The sequence below is a fragment of the Pedobacter sp. BG31 genome, assembly GCF_042464845.1.
Lineage (GTDB): Bacteria > Bacteroidota > Bacteroidia > Sphingobacteriales > Sphingobacteriaceae > Pedobacter > Pedobacter suwonensis.
In genome coordinates, this window is record NZ_JBHNZK010000006.1 from 216,925 (window position 1) to 234,305 (window position 17,381).

Here is a 17,381-nt window from a genome sequence, read left to right on the forward strand (position 1 = left end):
TTTAATTAAATGATACGTTTAAACCAAATAAGAAAGTTCTGGTTTTAGGATAAAAGTTATTGGTATCTACACCCGGAGCAGTACCACCCTGATTAATCTCAGGGTCTATTCCTTTGTAACCGGTAATCACAAACAGGTTATTTGCTGTGGTATATAACCGAAGAGAACTTATACCAGGGATAAGTCCCTTTTTGAACGTGTAGCCAAGTGTCGCATTATCTAAACGCAGGTAACTCGCATTCTCCAAGAATCTGCTCGAATATTTATACGAGTTGAAATCAGCTACTGATTCATTTTCAACTTCTACCGGTATATTGGTAAACTGTGCAGTACTCGGGCGGAATAAATCTGCACGGGTAACGTTCATGATTTTAACACCCACTACTGCTCTCATAAATACGCTCAAATCAAAATTCTTGTATCTCACATTGTTTGTCCAGCCTAACAAAGCTTTCGGTTGTGCATTACCAAGGATATAATAATCGGTTTTATTAAGCAATCCCTGTGTTTTAATATTACCGGCAGCATCATAATATTGCGATACGCCATTGGCATCTTTACCAGCATATTTAAAGGTGAAAAAAGTACCAATCGGCTCTCCTGGTTTAAGTATTTGCAATGTTGCACCACTCTGTCCGGCTCCATCAGGAGAAACCGTAAGGCGGTCTTCGATATTAAATCTGCTGTCATCTGACAGGCTGATCACTTTATTGCGGTTATGTGCCAGGTTGAACCCGGTTGTCCATGTAAAATTGTCGGTGCTTACCGGCGTACCGTTTAAAACAAACTCGATACCCTTGTTGCTCAAACTACCAACGTTCGCCGTATAATTAGGTGCTGGGTATAAGTTGGGATCAACCCCAAATGTCAGAATCAAGTCGGTTGTTTTTTTATCGTAGAGGTCAACAGAACCCGATAATCTGCCGTTGAAAAGTCCGAAATCTAAACCGATATTGGTTGTAGCAGTTTTTTCCCATCTTAAATCAGGGTTTTCATTTTGGATGGCGCCATAAGCCCCTTCTCTTGGTGAACCGTTATAATAAAACTGCCCAACCTGACCGTAAATAAGTTTAGTAGTTAACGGGGCAAAGCCAAGTGAGTTACCCGCTATACCATAACTACCTCTTAATTTAAGGGTTTTGATTACGCCAACGTTTTTAAAGAAGTTTTCCTGATCAATGTTCCATGCTGCACCTACAGATGGGTAATAGCCCCATGTTTCATTTATTCCGAATACATTAGATCCATCTCTCCTGATCGATCCTTGAACGAGGTATTTGTTTTTATAGTTGTAGTTTACCCTTGCAAAATCGGAGATCATCAGAATTTCCTGGTAGGTTACACCTGGATTAAAATCAACCCTGAAGTCCGGTACGGCATATGGGTTTCCCAAACTTAAATTATTATAACTAACCTGGTTAATCGGGAAATTGGTAGAGGTGGCTTGAAAACCATCGTTATTTAATGATTGCTGATAAGAGTAACCCACTACGGCATTGATATCGTGATCGCCAAATTTTTTGTTCCAGGTTAAATAAGTTTCTATAATTTTATTGGTGTTCTGATAGGCATTTCTTTGCGCCAAACCGTCTTTACCCACTAAAGTTACGAAACTAGGGGTTGCTGGTGGCTCTGGTGTATTACGCACATTGTTATATCTGGAAGTATAAATGCTGTTATAAAATGCGCCATAAACGTTTTGGCTATTCTGATAGGACGCTGAAACATCATAAGAGAAACCGAACGGTAATTTTAGATTAACGGTTAAATTACCTAAGATATTTTTATTCTTCAGGTTTTCTGTACCGTTTTCAAGCATCGAAACCGGATTGTAGTAGCTGGTTTGAATTAAGTTGTCAAAATAAGACCCATCCGGGTTTTTTACCGGTGATGTTGGCAGATAAGTAAGCATTTGCGACAGTACCGTATTGCGGTATGGAACCAGGTTAGCATTTGTTATGGCGTTGCTGATGTTCAATCCAATTTTCAATCTATCATTTAAAGCTTTTTGTTCAATGCCAATACGACCGATAAACCTACTTAAATCGCTGTTTTTAATAATTCCTTCCTGTTTAAAATAGTTTAAACTGGCGTTATAAGTCGTTTTTTCTGTGCCGCCACTTAAAGATACGTTGTGGTTGTTCGATAAAGCATTACTGCGTTGCACCTCGTTTTGCCAGTTGGTGTTGGCACCTTTATCATTGGCTGGTGTAAGGGCAGAATTGGTTTTCGCTAAAAATGCCTTCAATTGATCGGCATTCATCATGTCGTAACGGTTTGATACATTTTCTACACCAAAGTATCCATTGTAGGCAATTTGTGTTGCACCCGCTACACCTCTTTTGGTAGTAACCATAATCACGCCATTCGCCGCCCTGTTACCATAAATTGCGGTAGCAGCAGCATCTTTTAACACGTCAATCGTGGCGATATCATCAGGTGCCAGAATCGAAATGTCTGCACCAACTACACCATCAATTACAAATAGTGGCGATTGTGCACCATCACGCAGGGTAGAGGCACCACGCAAAATGATGGCTGCAGTTTTAGTCGGATCTCCATTTTTAGTAATGTTTAATCCAGGTACTTTACCCTGTAACATCTGACCAATATCACTGATAGCCCCGCGATTCAACTCATCCCCTTTAACCGTAGAAATGGAACTGGTTAATGCTTTTCTCGAGCTTTTTCCGTAACCTACAACCACTACATCCGTAAGTGATGAAGCTGCTTCACTAATAACCACCTGGTAGGTAGAGGCATTGGTTACAGTAAGTTCTTTTGTTTGATAGCCTAAAAAGCTAAAGAGGATTTTATCGCCTGTTTTTGCGGTGATGCTAAATGAACCACCAGCGCCTGTTGAGGTAACTTTTGTTGTGCCCTTTACCGTTACAGAGGCCCCTACAATAGGCAGTTTGGCATCGTCAACTAAATTTCCGGTAATTTTTCGTTCAGTTTGCGCATAAGCAGTGTTGAACGCCTGGCTGAGGAGTAAAAGCAGCATAAACAGGCCGCTATACTTTAAGCGTGTACAGTTAAATCTCATAATTTTTGTAAAATTAGATTCATAAATTGTTTATTTGGTTATCAATGTTTGGAGATAGAATTAAAATTTAATAGTGGCTGGCAAATACTTCGCCACCAATGCTTTGTAATAAGGTTCCAGTTCTGCCCAGCTTTTCTGGTTGGGGTTTTTAGAATATAAATCGTAAGGGTTAAACAGGTTAACCCACTTGAACATTTCATGGTCTTTTTCATTCATCAGGTGTTCGTAGGCATGCTCCCGGTGTTGCGAATAAAAAGAATGGTAACGGAGCATGTATAAACCAGGTTCAGGCAGGTAGGGTTTCATCATGTGGTATACATATTCATCATGGCCCCAAGACATGTCTACATTATCCAGTCCGCAATTTTGGGTATAAACCCCTAATTTGGTCTGGTAAATTTCATTTTTGTAATCAGGATTCTCACTAAAAAATTCAGGATAAACAATTTTATCAGAATAAGCACAACCTACGGGGAAAGTATCTCCCACAACAGCCCACTGCGGTTCTCCGAATAAACAAAGTACTTTACCCATATCGTGGATTAAACCAACCAAAACCATCCAGTCCGGGTGGCCATCGTTCCTGATGGCTTCAGATGTTTGCAACAAGTGCTGCATCTGGTCTAAATCCGTATCAGGGTCAGAGTCATCCACCAGCTTGTTTAAAAAATCGAAGGCACTCCAGATCGGCATCTCTTTTTTATCAAACTTTAAGTAATCGGCTTTTTTCTGTTTTACAAAATCGTAGGTTTGATAGGTATGGTTAAGCCTGTAAAATTCTTTTACACTATCCTTTTCTTCGTAATTTCTAAACTGCTCTTCTTTTTTGTCAGCATTGATATTTTTTGGATCTGGATAGCGGGTCAGGATATCCTCTTCCCATTGATCAAGATTTTGCAACGGATTTTGATTATCCTTTGAAGATGCGCTCTGGTTTCTCATAAGGTTAGAAATTTATTTTTAAGAAAATTTTGTTGGTTGTTGGGTTAAAGTTGAGTTTTTGCAAGCTGAAAATTTTATGTTTGGCCAACTTTATTTACTTAAACGATTACGTAAAATCTTATTTCAAACGTTTGATACTTTTGTAAGTATCTAAAAATCAGATGTTTGTTATATTTTTGTTTACATATAGCGCAAGCCTGCTGTTTTGAGGCATTTAGCGAAAAGCAAAAAAGAAAAAATGGACTTGATCGTGTGATTATTTTATATTTGCGTTTGTAGCCGGCGTATTTATTCATAAAAAAAATATCAGGTTGCTTAACCAGCAAACGTTTAAAAATCTACTTCAATGGTTGTATCGTATAATCAATGAGGTTATTGTTTTTAAGGTGCTGCTGGTAAAGAAAGGTGAGCGCTGCCCGTTGCGATTTTATCGATAATGGTTATGCAAGCCTTAAAAACTAACAAAACAAATTAAAAACATGGCGGAAGCAGTTAATATTAAGCGGTTGGCTCAGGAGTTGAACATTTCTATCGCAACCGTTTCTAAGGCCCTCAACGACAGCTATGAAATTAGTTTAAAAACCAAAAACAGGGTATGGGATTTAGCCAGAGAACTGAATTATACCCCAAATCCGGCGGCGAGTAACCTCCGCAGCAATAAAACCAAAACTATCGCAGTAGTAATACCCTTTGTGGCCAATAATTTCTTCTCCCTATCGATTATGGGAATCGAAGAAATTGCAAGACAGTATGGTTATCATGTGCTTATTTATCAAACCCATGAAAATATAGAGGCTGAAAAAGCATTTACCAATAGCTTGCTGAACGGAAGGGTAGATGGCATTCTCACATCAGTATCGAGCAGTGAAGATAATCGTGAATATTATGCCAATCTGGTCAAGAAAATTCCTTTGGTATTTTTCGATCGGGTTTACGAAGACCTGGATGCAGTTAAAGTAACTACTGATGATTACGAAATCGCTTATCAGGCCACTGAACATCTGATCGATTGTGGCTGTACCAAAATTGCCTATTTATTTGGCCTCGAAAACCTTCCGGCAGGCAAGGCAAGGTTTGCAGGGTATCTTGATGCCCTGAAAGCACACGGCATATCGCCTTCAGCCGAACTTGTTGTCAACTATCTTGATGGAGAAGCACTTAACCTCGAACAAATAAAGAAATTGCTTGAAAAGTTTCAACCCGATGCACTCTTTTCATCAATTGAAGAATTTATTATTCCTGCTTATTGCGCCTGCAGAGAAGTAGGTTTGCAGATTCCGGATGACATTAAAATACTCAGTTTCTCTAATCTGAGTACAGCAAAGCTTTTAAGCCCTTCACTTACCACCATTTCACAGCCTGCTTTTGAAATCGGGCGTGAAGCAGCGAAATGCCTCTTCAAAATCCTCCACAAAAAACAATTGGATGATGAACAGAATATTATCCTGAAATCGGTGCTCATCAAGCGCGAATCTACGGGCTGTTAGCGGTGTGGTTTTAAGTCTTTAAAGCCTGTAACGCGAAAACGTTTACGTAATTAAATAATTCAATAAAACATCCAACATTGGGATTTTTTCTGATTTTTAAAAAAACCAAATGTAAAATATCCTTATGAACCACCTGTCTGCATTCGACTATGTTATTTTTTTAATGTATTTTATAATGGTGTCTGCATATGGTTTTTGGGTGTACCGGAGCAAGAAAAAAAAGCGTACCGATACCAAAGATTATTTCCTTGCAGAAGGTTCGCTCACCTGGTGGGCTATCGGGGCATCTATTATCGCCTCAAATATTTCTGCTGAGCATTTTATCGGTATGTCGGGTTCGGGTTTTGCCATGGGGCTGGCCATTGCAAGTTACGAATGGATGGCTGCCGCCACGCTTATCATCGTGGCCATATTCTTCTTACCCATTTACATCAAGAACAAGATTTATACCATGCCACAGTTTCTATCTAACCGTTATAATAAAACGGTAAGTACGCTGATGGCGGTTTTCTGGTTATTGGTTTATGTATTTGTAAACTTAACTTCGATATTCTTTCTTGGGGCCATTGCCATTGAAACCATTACAGGGATTCCGTTTAATGTATGTATCGTTTTTCTGGCGATTTTTTCTGCCATTATTACGCTGGGCGGCATGAAGGTAATTGGTTATACCGATGTAATACAGGTTTTTGTTTTAGTGGCAGGCGGACTGATTACCTGTTATATGGCGCTTAAACTGGTGGCTGAAAAACTGGATGCACCGGGTGTTCTGGCTTCACTTCCGCTGTTGCGCAGCGAAGCGTCTGATCATTTTCATATGATATTTGCCAGGGGAGATAAATTTTACAACGAATTGCCCGGGATAGCGGTACTGGTGGGTGGTTTGTGGATCAATAACTTAAATTATTGGGGCTGTAACCAGTATATTGTTCAAAGGGCTTTGGGTGCGGATTTAAAAACCGGGCGCAGCGGACTTATATTTGCGGCGTTTCTAAAATTACTTATTCCGGTAATTGTGGTAATTCCGGGCATTGCAGCCTATGTATTGTATCAACGGGGATATTTTCAGGCCGAAATGCTTGATGCAACCGGGACGGTTAAGCCCGATCATGCCTATCCCGTACTGATGAATTTATTGCCGGCAGGAATAAAAGGCCTCGCCTTTGCCGCGCTCACCGCTGCTATTGTAGCCTCGTTAGCAGGTAAATGTAACAGCATTGCCACTATTTTTACGCTTGATATCTACAAAAAGTTTATTCAACCGGAAGCCTCAGAAACACGGATGGTTTCAGTTGGCCGCTGGTCGGTGGTTGTTGCTTCGTTAATTGCCATTGTTATTGCCCCTGCCTTGCGGAGTTTCGATCAGGTTTATCAGTTTATTCAGGAATATGTTGGTTTCATTTCACCAGGGGTTTTTGCCATTTTTTTACTCGGCTTTTTCTGGAAAAGAACCACTTCCCGCGCAGCGCTTACCGCTTCTTTATTAACGATCCCATTATCTACTTTTTTCAAATTTCTGCCTACTTTAACCCGTGGCACTATCGAATCTATTCCTTTCTTAAACAGAATGTCGTGGGTATTTCTGATTATAATTGCGGTAATGGTAATCATAACTTTAGCCGATCCGAAAAGTAAAAATAACCCGAAAGGGCTTGAAATTGATAGCAGTATGTTTAAGGTTACACCGGCATTTACCATTGCCTCCGTAATTATCTGTGGTATACTGGCAGCACTTTATACTGTTTTTTGGTAACTGGAACAATTAAATACCCAAAATATTTTTTTATAACGATTTGAAAATGAAGATTAGACCTTTACTGTTTTTTGCGCTGCTGATTTCTTTCAGTGGGATGGCCCAGAATAAATTATATAATATTAAGAATTATGGTGCAGTGGGCGATGGCAAAACCGATGATGCCGCTGCTATCCAGAAAGCCATTAATGCCTGTTCGGCGGCAGGAGGCGGCCAGGTTATTGTACCTGCCGGAAATGTGTTTTTAGCAGGTCCTTTTAATCTGAAATCTTTTGTTGAATTAAGGGTAGAAGGCGGGGCAAAAATCTTAGCCAGCCCTGATGAAACATTATATACTCAAAGTGCTTTTAGGGAGAATAAGGGCGAAGGCACCATTTGGATAGGTGGAGAAAAGCTGGAACAGGTAAGTATTACCGGAACAGGGGTAATTGATGGGAATGGGATTTCGTTTATGGGGGAGGAATTAAGTGACTCGTATGTTTTAAAACCTTTTAATATTGTGGATCCGAGACCACATTTGCTTACACTAACCGGTTGTAATAAACTGAATATAGATGGAGTAACTTTTCAAAATTCTGCTTACTGGACGGTTCATTTGGTGGGCTGTAATGATGTTTCCATATCAAATATCACATTGCTGAACAGCATAAAAATCCGTAATAGTGATGGTATTGACCTGGATCACAGTAAAAATGTACGGATTACCAATTGTTTCATAGAATCAGGTGATGACTGTATTTGTTTAAAAAACAGGCGCGAGTTTGAAGAATATGGTGCGTGCGAAAACATTGTGATTAGCAACTGTACCATGACCTCCAGCTCGTGTGCCATCAAAATAGGTTCTGAAAATATGGACCGGATCAGTAATGTACTCATTAATAATTGTAATATCAGAAAGAGCAACCGAGGTATTGGAATTCAGAATCGTGACGAGGGAACCGTGGACAATGTGGTTTTTTCAAACCTGTTTATCGAGTCGAAATTGTTCTCAGATGTATGGTGGGGCAAGGCAGAACCGATTTATATCACCGCTTATCCAAGAGCAACGAGCAATAATAAAGACGCTGGCTGGCGTTTACCAAAGGGCCAGACCAAAGGTAAGGTGGGTGCGGTTAAGAACATTTATTTCAGTAACATCAGGTGTACAGGAGAAAGCGGTGTTTACATCAGCGGCGAAAGCCCGGATAAAATTTCTGAAATCTATTTTGACCAGGTGAGTGTTTATCTCGATAAAACAACTAATGAAGCAGGGGGAGTATATGATCGCAGACCCAGCAATGTTGAAGGACTGGTTAAAAGTGCGGTTGCAGGATTTTATTTCGAAAATACAGGATACATCAGTTTGCAGAACAGTAATGTAGTTTGGGGTAAAAATAAACCAGCCTATGCAGGTAAGGCCCTGGAAAAAAAGAATGTAACTAAGCTTAAAACAGTTAATTTTAGCGAAACCACCGTTGAAAAGTAAGAGATTTTAATACCTTGGTTGCGCTTTAACGAACCAGGTACTGCTGTTTAAAGTGTAGATTGATCTGTTATTGGCTGCTCGTTATCCATGGCAATTTCAATCAATGCGTTATTGATTTCGCCGATGGTTTTAACACTGAAAACATGCCTGCCGGTTAACCAGCGATTGATTTCATCGGGATTAATATCCAATATGGAAGCCAGGTTGTTTTCTGTTGAACCCTTTGCAGCAAGCATTGCTATGGTTTTTTGGGCAACAGCAAGGTTTAACTGCGTTAATTTTTCAATCGCAGGATTTCCGGTTTCTTGCAACCAGATCGAAACAAAATCATTTTCTTCCATTTTATTCTTTACTTAAAACGTCAGCTTACTTTAGCAGCAGCTGGTTGTTTGGGCGACAAATTTAGCGATTAAGCCAGTTAAAGCAAATCAGAATGAAAAGAATAGTCTAACTTTACCGCAAGTTCAAGTCAAATCAATTTAAAAATGGCATCAGATCAGAAATTTGTAGATTTTATAATCGATCAGGTCGGTTATGCAGGGCAGATTACCTGTAAAAAAATGTTTGGCGAATATGGCTTGTATTTTGATGATAAATTGTTTGCACTCGTATGTGATAACAAATTATTTGTTAAACCAACGCAATCAGGGAAAGCATATATCAGTGATGTAGTAGAAGCGCCGCCTTATCCGGGCGCAAAAAATCAATTTCTAATTGAAGAGCAGCTGGAAGACCGCGATTGGTTGCAAAAACTCGTAGCTATCACGGTTGCTGAACTGCCTGAGCCCAAACCCAGAAAAAAGAAATAAGGAGATGAATGCAGGATTAAAAAAGTGTTCCTGTACTTATTTTTTATGGACGGCTAGCCAAAGAAACTATTTGTGTAAATTAAGAATTTGCATTTCTGGTTCAGAACCAGCAGAAATTTCACCTAACGGCGCTATGCCACAAGCTGCCCATATAAATTTAAAAATATTAAGGAATTCGCATTGGATGTCCCTGTCAGATTGTATTTCGTTTTCCATATTATGCCGCTTTAATCTGATTATCAAACAAAAAATGGCTGGTTTTCTTTGCACCAAAATAACGCTTTAATGTAAATATACTGTTCTGTAAAGGTTAAGGATATATTGTCTTTTTTAGCGGCCATTACTGATATAATCAAGGTGATGGCAAAAACCCTTCACCTGTCCTTACACGCAAATACAACGAAAAAAAAGACGTTATTTCATGCTTTAAAAAATAAAAAACATCATTCATATAGTGCTTTTTGGTTGAAATCAAGGTGTTTACAGGAAGTAAACCGATTTAAAATATAGTTTAAAATCCTGTATTTCTGTTTCTAAATACAATTTTTCCTGCCTAAACCTGAAGTTCAACTTCATTATAACTTCATAAAACTGTATTTATTTCGCTATCGAATTAAATCATTGCGTAACCATCATTTATTGAAATCAAAAAAGCATCTATAAACCGGTTGTGGAATGCTTTTCATAAATAAATGGTTACGCACGGAAACTAATTAGAGAAAAAATAAATCAGATTAAAACCACTCCAAAAAAATGAAAAGAGTTCTCATGTGCTTAGGCTTGTTTACTTTGCTTTACGCAACAAGTTGCACCTCGAAGAAAGAAGAAAAAGAAGAAGTAGCCACTTACGCGGTAACTTCCCCCGTACGAATGGACACTTCCTTTACCAAAGAATATGTTTCGCAGATCAAATCTGTTCGGAATATCGAAGTTAGGGCCCAGGAAAAGGGTTATCTCCAAAATATTTATGTAGATGAAGGCCAGCATGTAAAAGCAGGCCAGTTGTTGTTCAAAATTATGCCTAAAGCAGCACAATCTGAATTGTTAAAGGCACAGGCAGAAACCAAATCGGCTCAAATTGAACTGGAAAACACCAAATTACTTTCAGATAAAAATATCGTTTCCAAAAATGAGCTGGCCATGGCCAAAGCAAAGCTGCAATCGGCAAACGCCGAAACTTCTCTGGCGAAATTCCACCTGTCTAATACCGAAATCAGGGCACCTTTCGATGGTACGATCGATCGTATCCCTTTAAAATTGGGAAGTTTGGTTGATGAGGGGACTTTATTAACCAGCCTGTCAGACAATAGCCAGGTTTTTGCATATTTCAATGTGTCAGAACCTGAATATTTAAACTACCAGAGTGCTGCAAAAGCAAAAGGTCAGCAAGAAGTGAGTTTATTATTGGCAAACGGCGAATTTCTTAAAGCGAAAGGTAAAGTAGAAGTTATTGAAAGCGAATTTGATAACGAAACCGGAAATATTGCTTTCAGGGCAAGGTTCAACAACAGCGATAACCTGCTTAGAAACGGCGAGACAGGTAAGGTTCATATGGTTGTACCACTAAAAAATGCCATCATTATTCCGCAAAAGGCTACATACGATATACAGGACAAAACTTATGTTTTTGTGGTTGATAAAAACAATAAGGTACACTCCAGGGCCATTACCATTGCCGGAGATCTGCCTGACTTATACATTGTGGGCGATGGCATTACCGTTGATGACAAGATTCTGCTTGAAGGCGTACAAAAAGTTAAGGATGATGATAAAATTGCTTTTAAATTCCAGCAACCTCAGGAAGTGTTGAAACAATTGAGATTGAAAACAGAATAATCTAAACCCCTCTATACTTAATTTATGTTTAGTAAATTCATACAAAGGCCTGTCCTTTCTATCGTAATATCACTGGTAATTGTGTTTTTGGGGGTGTTGGCCATTAGCTACCTGCCTGTTACACAATTTCCAACCATATCTCCTCCCAAAGTAAATATCACTGCTGATTATCCGGGAGCAAATAACGAACTGCTGATTAAATCTGTAGTAATTCCGCTTGAGCGTGCACTTAACGGTGTACCCGGCATGAAATATATTGCATCTAATGCAGGTAATGATGGTGAGGCATCTGTACAGGTGGTATTTAACCTAGGTACCGATCCCAATCAGGCTTCACTTAATGTACAAAACCGTGTAGCTGCCGTGACCAATAAACTTCCGCCTTTGGTAATCCGCGAGGGGGTAAAAATCACGCGTGAAGAACCTAACATGTTGATGTATATCAACCTGTATAGCAAGGATCCTAAAATGAACCAGAATTTCCTGTACAACTATGCCGATATCAACCTGCTTTCGGAACTTAAGAGGGTTGATGGGGTAGGTTTTGCCGATATTCTGGGCGACAGGGATTATGCCATGCGGATCTGGTTAAAACCCGACCGTATGCAGGCTTACAAAATCTCAGTTGATGATGTAATGAAAGGTCTTGAAGAGCAAAGTTTAGAAGCTTCGCCCGGTAAAACAGGTGAGAGTTCAGGTAAACGCTCGCAAGCTTTCGAATATGTACTAAAATATTCAGGTCGTTTCAATACCAAAGAGGGCTACGAAAACATTGTGGTAAGGGCTACACCTGATGGCGAATTGCTTCACTTAAAAGATATAGCCGATGTAGATTTTAGTGCTTCGGCCTATAATTTATATTCCACCTTAAATGGAAAAGCATCTGCTGCCATTGTTTTAAAACAATCTTATGGTAGTAATGCCAGCCAGGTAATTAAAGATGTGAAGGCCAAAATGGCCGAAATTAAGGCCGCTTCATTTCCAAAAGGTTTAGATTACGAGATCAGTTACGACGTTTCCAAATTCCTTGATGCATCTATTGAGAAGGTAATCCATACCTTGGTAGAAGCGTTTATCCTGGTGGGTTTGGTGGTATTCCTGTTCCTTGGCGACTGGCGTTCAACGCTTATTCCAGCCATTGCTGTACCCGTATCCTTAATCGGAACGTTCGTATTTATGCAGTTCTTTGGTATCACACTTAACTTAATCACCCTTTTTGCATTGGTACTCGCCATTGGGGTAGTAGTAGATGATGCGATTGTGGTAATTGAAGCCGTGCATGCCAAGATGGAACACGATAAGCATTTATCGGTATTAAAAGCTACGCAGTTAGCCATGAAAGAGATCGGTGGTGCCATTATCGCCATTACTTTCTTAATGGCCTCGGTATTTATCCCGGTAGCGTTTATGTCTGGTCCTGTGGGTATTTTTTACCGTCAGTTCTCCATCACCATGGCAACGGCAATTATTCTTTCAGGTATTGTAGCTTTAACGCTTACACCTGCATTATGTGCCATTATGCTAAAAAATAATCATGATGCCCCTAAAAAGAAAACAATAATCGATCGTTTTCTGGATGGTTTTAACCGCGGTTTTGCTAAATTATCAGGCAGGTACGAATGGGTATTGAGTAGGGTAGTAAGCCGCAGATTGTTAACTTTTGGAGTATTAATTGCCTTTTGTTTGGGTATTTGGGCACTAAGTGGAAGTGTACCATCAGGTTTTATCCCTAACGAAGATCAGGGTATGGTTTATGCCATTATCCAAACCCCTCCGGGATCTACCTTGGAGCGTACCGACCAGATTGCAGAGAGATTTCAAAAAATCAGCGAACATGTTGATGGCGTTAAATCTGTTTCATCTTTGGCCGGATACGAAATCCTTAGTGAAGGTACAGGATCTAACTCGGGTACCTGTTTAATTAACCTTAAAGACTGGAGCGAACGTAAGCACTCTGCACAAGAAATCATTCAGGAATTAGAAGAAAAATCAAAATCTATCCCTGGCGCAAATATCGAATTTTTCCAGCCACCAGCGGTTCCTGGTTATGGTGCTGCAGGTGGTTTCGAACTTCGTTTACTCGATAAAGCAGGTAGTGGTGATTACAAAAAAATGGAAACCGTTGCCAATGATTTTGTGCGGGAATTAAATAAACGCAAAGAGTTATCATCTGTATTTACCTTCTATAGCGCCAGTTTCCCGCAATACATGTTGGATGTGGATAACGATATTGCGCAACAAAAGGGCGTAAGCATTGATAATGCGATGAATACCTTGTCTACTTTTGTAGGTAGTGATTACGAAACCAGCTTTATCAAGTACGATCGTCAATATAAGGTAATTGTACAGGCATTACCTCAATATCGCGCTTTACCAGAAGACATTTTGAAACTTTCGGTTAAAAACAGCCGTGATGAAATGGTGCCTTTATCAGCATTTATCAAAATGAGAAGGGTTTATGGCCTTTCTGAGATTACCCGTCACAATATGTACAATGCTTCTGAAATCAGCGGACAGGCAGCGCCAGGTTATAGTTCCGGTCAGGCCATAGAGGCTATTACAGAGGTAGCACAGAAAACCTTGCCAAGGGGCTTTGGTATCGACTGGGCAGGTATCTCAAAAGACCAGGTATCAAGGGGCAATGGTGCCATTTATATTTTCCTGATCTGTTTAGGTTTCGTTTACCTGGTATTGGCTGCACAATATGAAAGTTTCATCCTGCCGCTTTCCGTAATCCTTTCTTTACCTGCTGGTATTTTTGGTGCATTCCTGTTCCTTAAGTTATTGGGTTTGGAAAACAATATCTACGCCCAGGTAGCCATGGTCATGTTAATTGGTTTACTTGGTAAAAATGCGGTATTGATTGTGGAATTTGCCACACAGCGCCAAAGTCAGGGGTTATCAGTACTTAAAGCGGCAATGGAAGGGGCAAGCGTGCGTTTCCGCCCGATTTTAATGACTTCTTTTGCCTTTATTGCCGGTCTGATTCCGCTGATGATTGCAACCGGTCCGGGTAAAATCGGTAACCGTACCATTGGTTCTGCCGCTGCAGGCGGTATGCTTTTCGGTACCATTTTCGGGGTAATCGTGATCCCTGGCTTATATTATATATTCGGATCAATTGCAGCAAAACACAAGCTGATCAAAATTGAGGAAGAACATCCGTTAACTGAAGAAATTGAGAATAATGTTTAAGAATAAATTATATAAAGGCCTTGGACTGGCATTAATATGCGCTGCATATACCGCCTGTAAGCTACCAGAAGTAGCCCAACGTGCAGAAAATAAAAATACACCTGTGAGCTTTAACGGCTCGCAGGATACCCTGAGTTCTGCCAGTATACAGTGGCGTAACTTTTTTACAGACCCAAACCTGATTAACCTGATTGATACTGCACTGAAGAATAACCAGGAGCTGAATATTACCCTTCAGGACATTGAAATAGCCAAAAATGAAATAAAGGCCAAAAAAGGTGAACTTTTGCCGAATGTAACCTATGGTGCAGGAGCAGGTTTGGATAAAGTTGGCCGTTATACCAGTTCAGGTGCGGGCGATGCTTCTACAGAAATTACACCGGGCAAAGGTGTGCCGGAAGTATTGCCTGATTATCGTTTTGGTCTACAGGCCAATTGGGAAGCAGACATCTGGCATAAACTGCGTAATGCTAAAAAAGCAGCGATTAATCATTACCTGTCTACGGTAGAAGGTAAGAACTTTGTAATCACCAATTTAATTGCTGAAGTCGCAAATTCATACTATGAATTACTGGCATCTGATAATCAATTGGAAACAGTAAGGAAAAACATCGAGCTTCAAAGCAATGCGCTGGAGTTGATGAAAATCCAGAAACAGGCTACAAGGGTTAATGAACTTGCTGTACGTAAATTTGAGGCAGAGGTATTAAGCTCAAAAAGTTTAGAATTCGATATTCAACAGGATATTATTGAAAACGAGAATAAAATTAATTTTCTTTTAGGCCGCTTCCCTCAGCCCATTATCAGGGATAAATCCAACTTTACTGATCTGGTACCGGCAACCGTACACGCGGGTTTACCAGCGCAATTGCTGGCCAATCGCCCTGATATTAAACAAGCAGAGTATGAGCTTGAAGCGGCTAAATTGGATGTAAAAGTGGCTAAGGCCCAGTTTTATCCTTCACTGGGAATTTCTGCGGCCATCGGTTATCAGGCTTTTAATCCTTCTTACTTATTGAGAACACCAGAATCTCTGATTTATTCGCTGGCAGGAGATCTGGCCGGACCGCTGATCAATAGAAACGCCATCAAGGCGGAATACGCTTCTGCAAATGCAAAACAATTACAAGCTGTTTTTGATTATGAAAAAGCCATTCTAAACGGTTACATTGAAGTAGCCAACCAGCTGTCGAAAATCAGCAACCTGCAAAAAAGCTACGATCTCAAATCCAAACAGGTTACCGCCCTTACACAATCCATCGATATTTCGAACGATTTGTTTAAAGCGGCGCGAGCTGATTATTTTGAAGTATTGATGACCCAGCGTGATGCTTTACAATCAAAATTGGAGCTGATTGAAACCAAAAAACAACAATTAAATGCGGTAGTAGATATTTACCAGGCACTTGGCGGCGGCTGGAAATAGGCAGCACCAGCCTGGAAAACCATAAAACATAGTAAAGTAATCCTTATATTCTGTAAGGCTGTTCCTAAATCCGGAGCAGCCTTTTTCTTTTCTGGCCTTAGCTTCTCTTTCTGTCTTAGCGTCCCGCTAAGACCTTTTTTTAGTAGTGGTGTCAGATGTTACCATCTGACACGTATTAACCTGAACTTTTTCTGGTCTTAGCGTCCCGCTAAGACCTTTTTTATCAGTGGTTTCAGATGTTACCATCTGACACCTATTAGTTTAGTTATTATATCAGTTCCTCATTTATTTATCATACCAGTGGTGTCAGATGTTACCATCTGACACGTATTAGTTTAGTGAGTACATCAGTTCCTCATTTATTTATCATAAAATTCGTTTGGAAAACAATGCGATTTACCTGTGGTTATCTTTATCGTAGAATTTATCATTATATCTGAAATAAAATGGGAAAAACAACATTTAAATTTGGCGGGTTAGAGGTTAACCGTTTAGGTTATGGCGCCATGCAGTTAACGGGTAACGGTGTTTTTGGAGAAGTAGCAGAGCGCGAAAATGCAATAACCGTTTTGCGCGAAGCAGTAGCAAATGGCGTTAATTTTATTGATACAGCAGAAGCTTACGGGCCGAAGTTTAATGAATCGCTTATTGCAGATGCCTTATCACCTTTTCAAAAAGACCTTTTTATTGCTACCAAAGGTGGCTTCGACCGCCCAGGCCCTAATAAATGGGTACCTAATGGAACACCTGAAAAAATCAGACAGGATATTGAAGGCAGTTTGCAACGCTTAAAAGTAGATTCAATCGACTTATGGCAGCTGCATCGCATTGATCCGAATATTGAGGTTGCCAAAACCCTGGCTCCGGTGGCAGAAGCGGTAAAGGAAGGTAAAATAAAACATGTGGGTTTATCAGAAGTAACCATTGATCAGATTAAGCAGGTTCAGGATATTCTTCCTGTAGTTTCTGTTCAAAATTTATACAACCTTGGCAACAGGCAATGGGAGCGTGTTTTAGATTTTACTGCAGAACAAGGTCTGGCCTTTATCCCATGGTTCCCTTTAGCTTCTGGTCCGCATAAATTAGCAGATAAAATCAAAGCGATTGCCGAAAAACATAAAGCCACTACTGCTCAGATTGCTCTGGCCTGGTTGTTAAAAAGATCATCAAATATCCTTTTAATTCCCGGAACAAAATCTGTAGAACATTTAAAAGAAAATTTAAAAGCTGCAGAAATTGAATTGACTCAGGAAGAATTTGAAAGTTTGGCAAATTAACATTGTCATTCTGAGCGCAGCGACGAATCTTTTTTACCTTGTTAGAATGATCTGGTCTTAGCGTCTCGCTAAGACCTTTTTTCTGTGGTGTCTGCTGTTACCAGCTGACACTGATAAAACCCTTTCATTTGTAAATAAGCCATGA

Annotated in this window: 11 protein-coding genes; 8 read left to right on the plus strand and 3 right to left on the minus strand. The window is 39.9% G+C overall.

Going from position 1 to position 17,381, the window contains the following annotated elements:
- Position 1 precedes the first annotated feature (1 nt).
- Together ACFE6N_RS10245 and ACFE6N_RS10250 are read right to left on the minus strand one after the other, a co-directional pair.
- Positions 2-3,046: a SusC/RagA family TonB-linked outer membrane protein gene (locus ACFE6N_RS10245; protein WP_378936133.1), complete on the minus strand. Its 3,045-nt coding sequence runs from the start codon at positions 3,044-3,046 to the stop codon at positions 2-4.
- A 60-nt stretch (positions 3,047-3,106) separates the two neighbouring features.
- Positions 3,107-3,988 carry an inositol oxygenase family protein gene (locus ACFE6N_RS10250; RefSeq protein ID WP_378936135.1) on the minus strand — a complete coding sequence of 294 codons (882 nt, stop codon included), beginning with the start codon at positions 3,986-3,988 and terminating at the stop codon, positions 3,107-3,109.
- Between the two features lie 479 nt (positions 3,989-4,467).
- Between ACFE6N_RS10250 and ACFE6N_RS10255 the strand changes: the two genes are divergently transcribed.
- The 3 genes from ACFE6N_RS10255 to ACFE6N_RS10265 all read left to right on the plus strand — a co-directional run bounded on the left by ACFE6N_RS10255 (position 4,468) and on the right by ACFE6N_RS10265 (position 8,693).
- The gene (locus tag ACFE6N_RS10255; RefSeq protein ID WP_378936137.1) at positions 4,468-5,475 is read left to right on the plus strand and encodes a LacI family DNA-binding transcriptional regulator; all 1,008 of its coding nucleotides are present in this window, start codon (positions 4,468-4,470) and stop codon (positions 5,473-5,475) included.
- Positions 5,476-5,599: 124 nt separating this feature from the next.
- The gene (locus ACFE6N_RS10260) at positions 5,600-7,228 is read left to right on the plus strand and encodes a sodium/sugar symporter (RefSeq protein ID WP_378936139.1); all 1,629 of its coding nucleotides are present in this window, start codon (positions 5,600-5,602) and stop codon (positions 7,226-7,228) included.
- A 46-nt stretch (positions 7,229-7,274) separates the two neighbouring features.
- Positions 7,275-8,693, plus strand: coding sequence for a glycoside hydrolase family 28 protein (locus ACFE6N_RS10265; RefSeq protein ID WP_378936141.1), 1,419 nt, complete (start codon positions 7,275-7,277; stop codon positions 8,691-8,693).
- 47 nt (positions 8,694-8,740) lie between these two features.
- On the opposite strand, the gene ACFE6N_RS10270 is transcribed toward ACFE6N_RS10265, so the two are convergent.
- Positions 8,741-9,034, minus strand: a complete 294-nt coding sequence (locus ACFE6N_RS10270; protein ID WP_378936143.1) for a hypothetical protein — start codon at positions 9,032-9,034, stop codon at positions 8,741-8,743.
- 144 nt (positions 9,035-9,178) lie between these two features.
- Between ACFE6N_RS10270 and ACFE6N_RS10275 the strand changes: the two genes are divergently transcribed.
- From ACFE6N_RS10275 to ACFE6N_RS10295, 5 genes are all read left to right on the plus strand, one after another.
- A complete protein-coding gene (locus tag ACFE6N_RS10275) occupies positions 9,179-9,502 on the plus strand; it encodes a TfoX/Sxy family protein (protein WP_090986868.1) in 324 nt (107 codons plus the stop codon).
- A 753-nt stretch (positions 9,503-10,255) separates the two neighbouring features.
- Positions 10,256-11,338, plus strand: a complete 1,083-nt coding sequence (locus ACFE6N_RS10280; protein ID WP_378936145.1) for an efflux RND transporter periplasmic adaptor subunit — start codon at positions 10,256-10,258, stop codon at positions 11,336-11,338.
- Positions 11,339-11,362: 24 nt separating this feature from the next.
- The gene (locus tag ACFE6N_RS10285) at positions 11,363-14,533 is read left to right on the plus strand and encodes an efflux RND transporter permease subunit (RefSeq protein ID WP_378936147.1); all 3,171 of its coding nucleotides are present in this window, start codon (positions 11,363-11,365) and stop codon (positions 14,531-14,533) included.
- Positions 14,526-15,959, plus strand: coding sequence for a TolC family protein (locus tag ACFE6N_RS10290; RefSeq protein ID WP_378936149.1), 1,434 nt, complete (start codon positions 14,526-14,528; stop codon positions 15,957-15,959). Before ACFE6N_RS10285 ends, ACFE6N_RS10290 begins: the two co-directional genes overlap by 8 nt.
- Before the next feature lie 446 nt (positions 15,960-16,405).
- Positions 16,406-17,236, plus strand: coding sequence for an aldo/keto reductase (locus ACFE6N_RS10295; RefSeq protein ID WP_378936151.1), 831 nt, complete (start codon positions 16,406-16,408; stop codon positions 17,234-17,236).
- Positions 17,237-17,381 lie beyond the last annotated feature (145 nt).

Coding starts and splice junctions, on each gene's coding strand:
- ACFE6N_RS10275 (WP_090986868.1), top strand. CDS start 9,179: ATGGCATCAGATCAGAAATTTGTAGATTTTATAATCGATCAGGTCGGT.
- ACFE6N_RS10270 (WP_378936143.1), bottom strand. CDS start 9,034: ATGGAAGAAAATGATTTTGTTTCGATCTGGTTGCAAGAAACCGGAAAT.
- ACFE6N_RS10255 (WP_378936137.1), top strand. CDS start 4,468: ATGGCGGAAGCAGTTAATATTAAGCGGTTGGCTCAGGAGTTGAACATT.
- ACFE6N_RS10260 (WP_378936139.1), top strand. CDS start 5,600: ATGAACCACCTGTCTGCATTCGACTATGTTATTTTTTTAATGTATTTT.
- ACFE6N_RS10295 (WP_378936151.1), top strand. CDS start 16,406: ATGGGAAAAACAACATTTAAATTTGGCGGGTTAGAGGTTAACCGTTTA.
- ACFE6N_RS10290 (WP_378936149.1), top strand. CDS start 14,526: ATGTTTAAGAATAAATTATATAAAGGCCTTGGACTGGCATTAATATGC.
- ACFE6N_RS10285 (WP_378936147.1), top strand. CDS start 11,363: ATGTTTAGTAAATTCATACAAAGGCCTGTCCTTTCTATCGTAATATCA.
- ACFE6N_RS10245 (WP_378936133.1), bottom strand. CDS start 3,046: ATGAGATTTAACTGTACACGCTTAAAGTATAGCGGCCTGTTTATGCTG.
- ACFE6N_RS10265 (WP_378936141.1), top strand. CDS start 7,275: ATGAAGATTAGACCTTTACTGTTTTTTGCGCTGCTGATTTCTTTCAGT.
- ACFE6N_RS10250 (WP_378936135.1), bottom strand. CDS start 3,988: ATGAGAAACCAGAGCGCATCTTCAAAGGATAATCAAAATCCGTTGCAA.
- ACFE6N_RS10280 (WP_378936145.1), top strand. CDS start 10,256: ATGAAAAGAGTTCTCATGTGCTTAGGCTTGTTTACTTTGCTTTACGCA.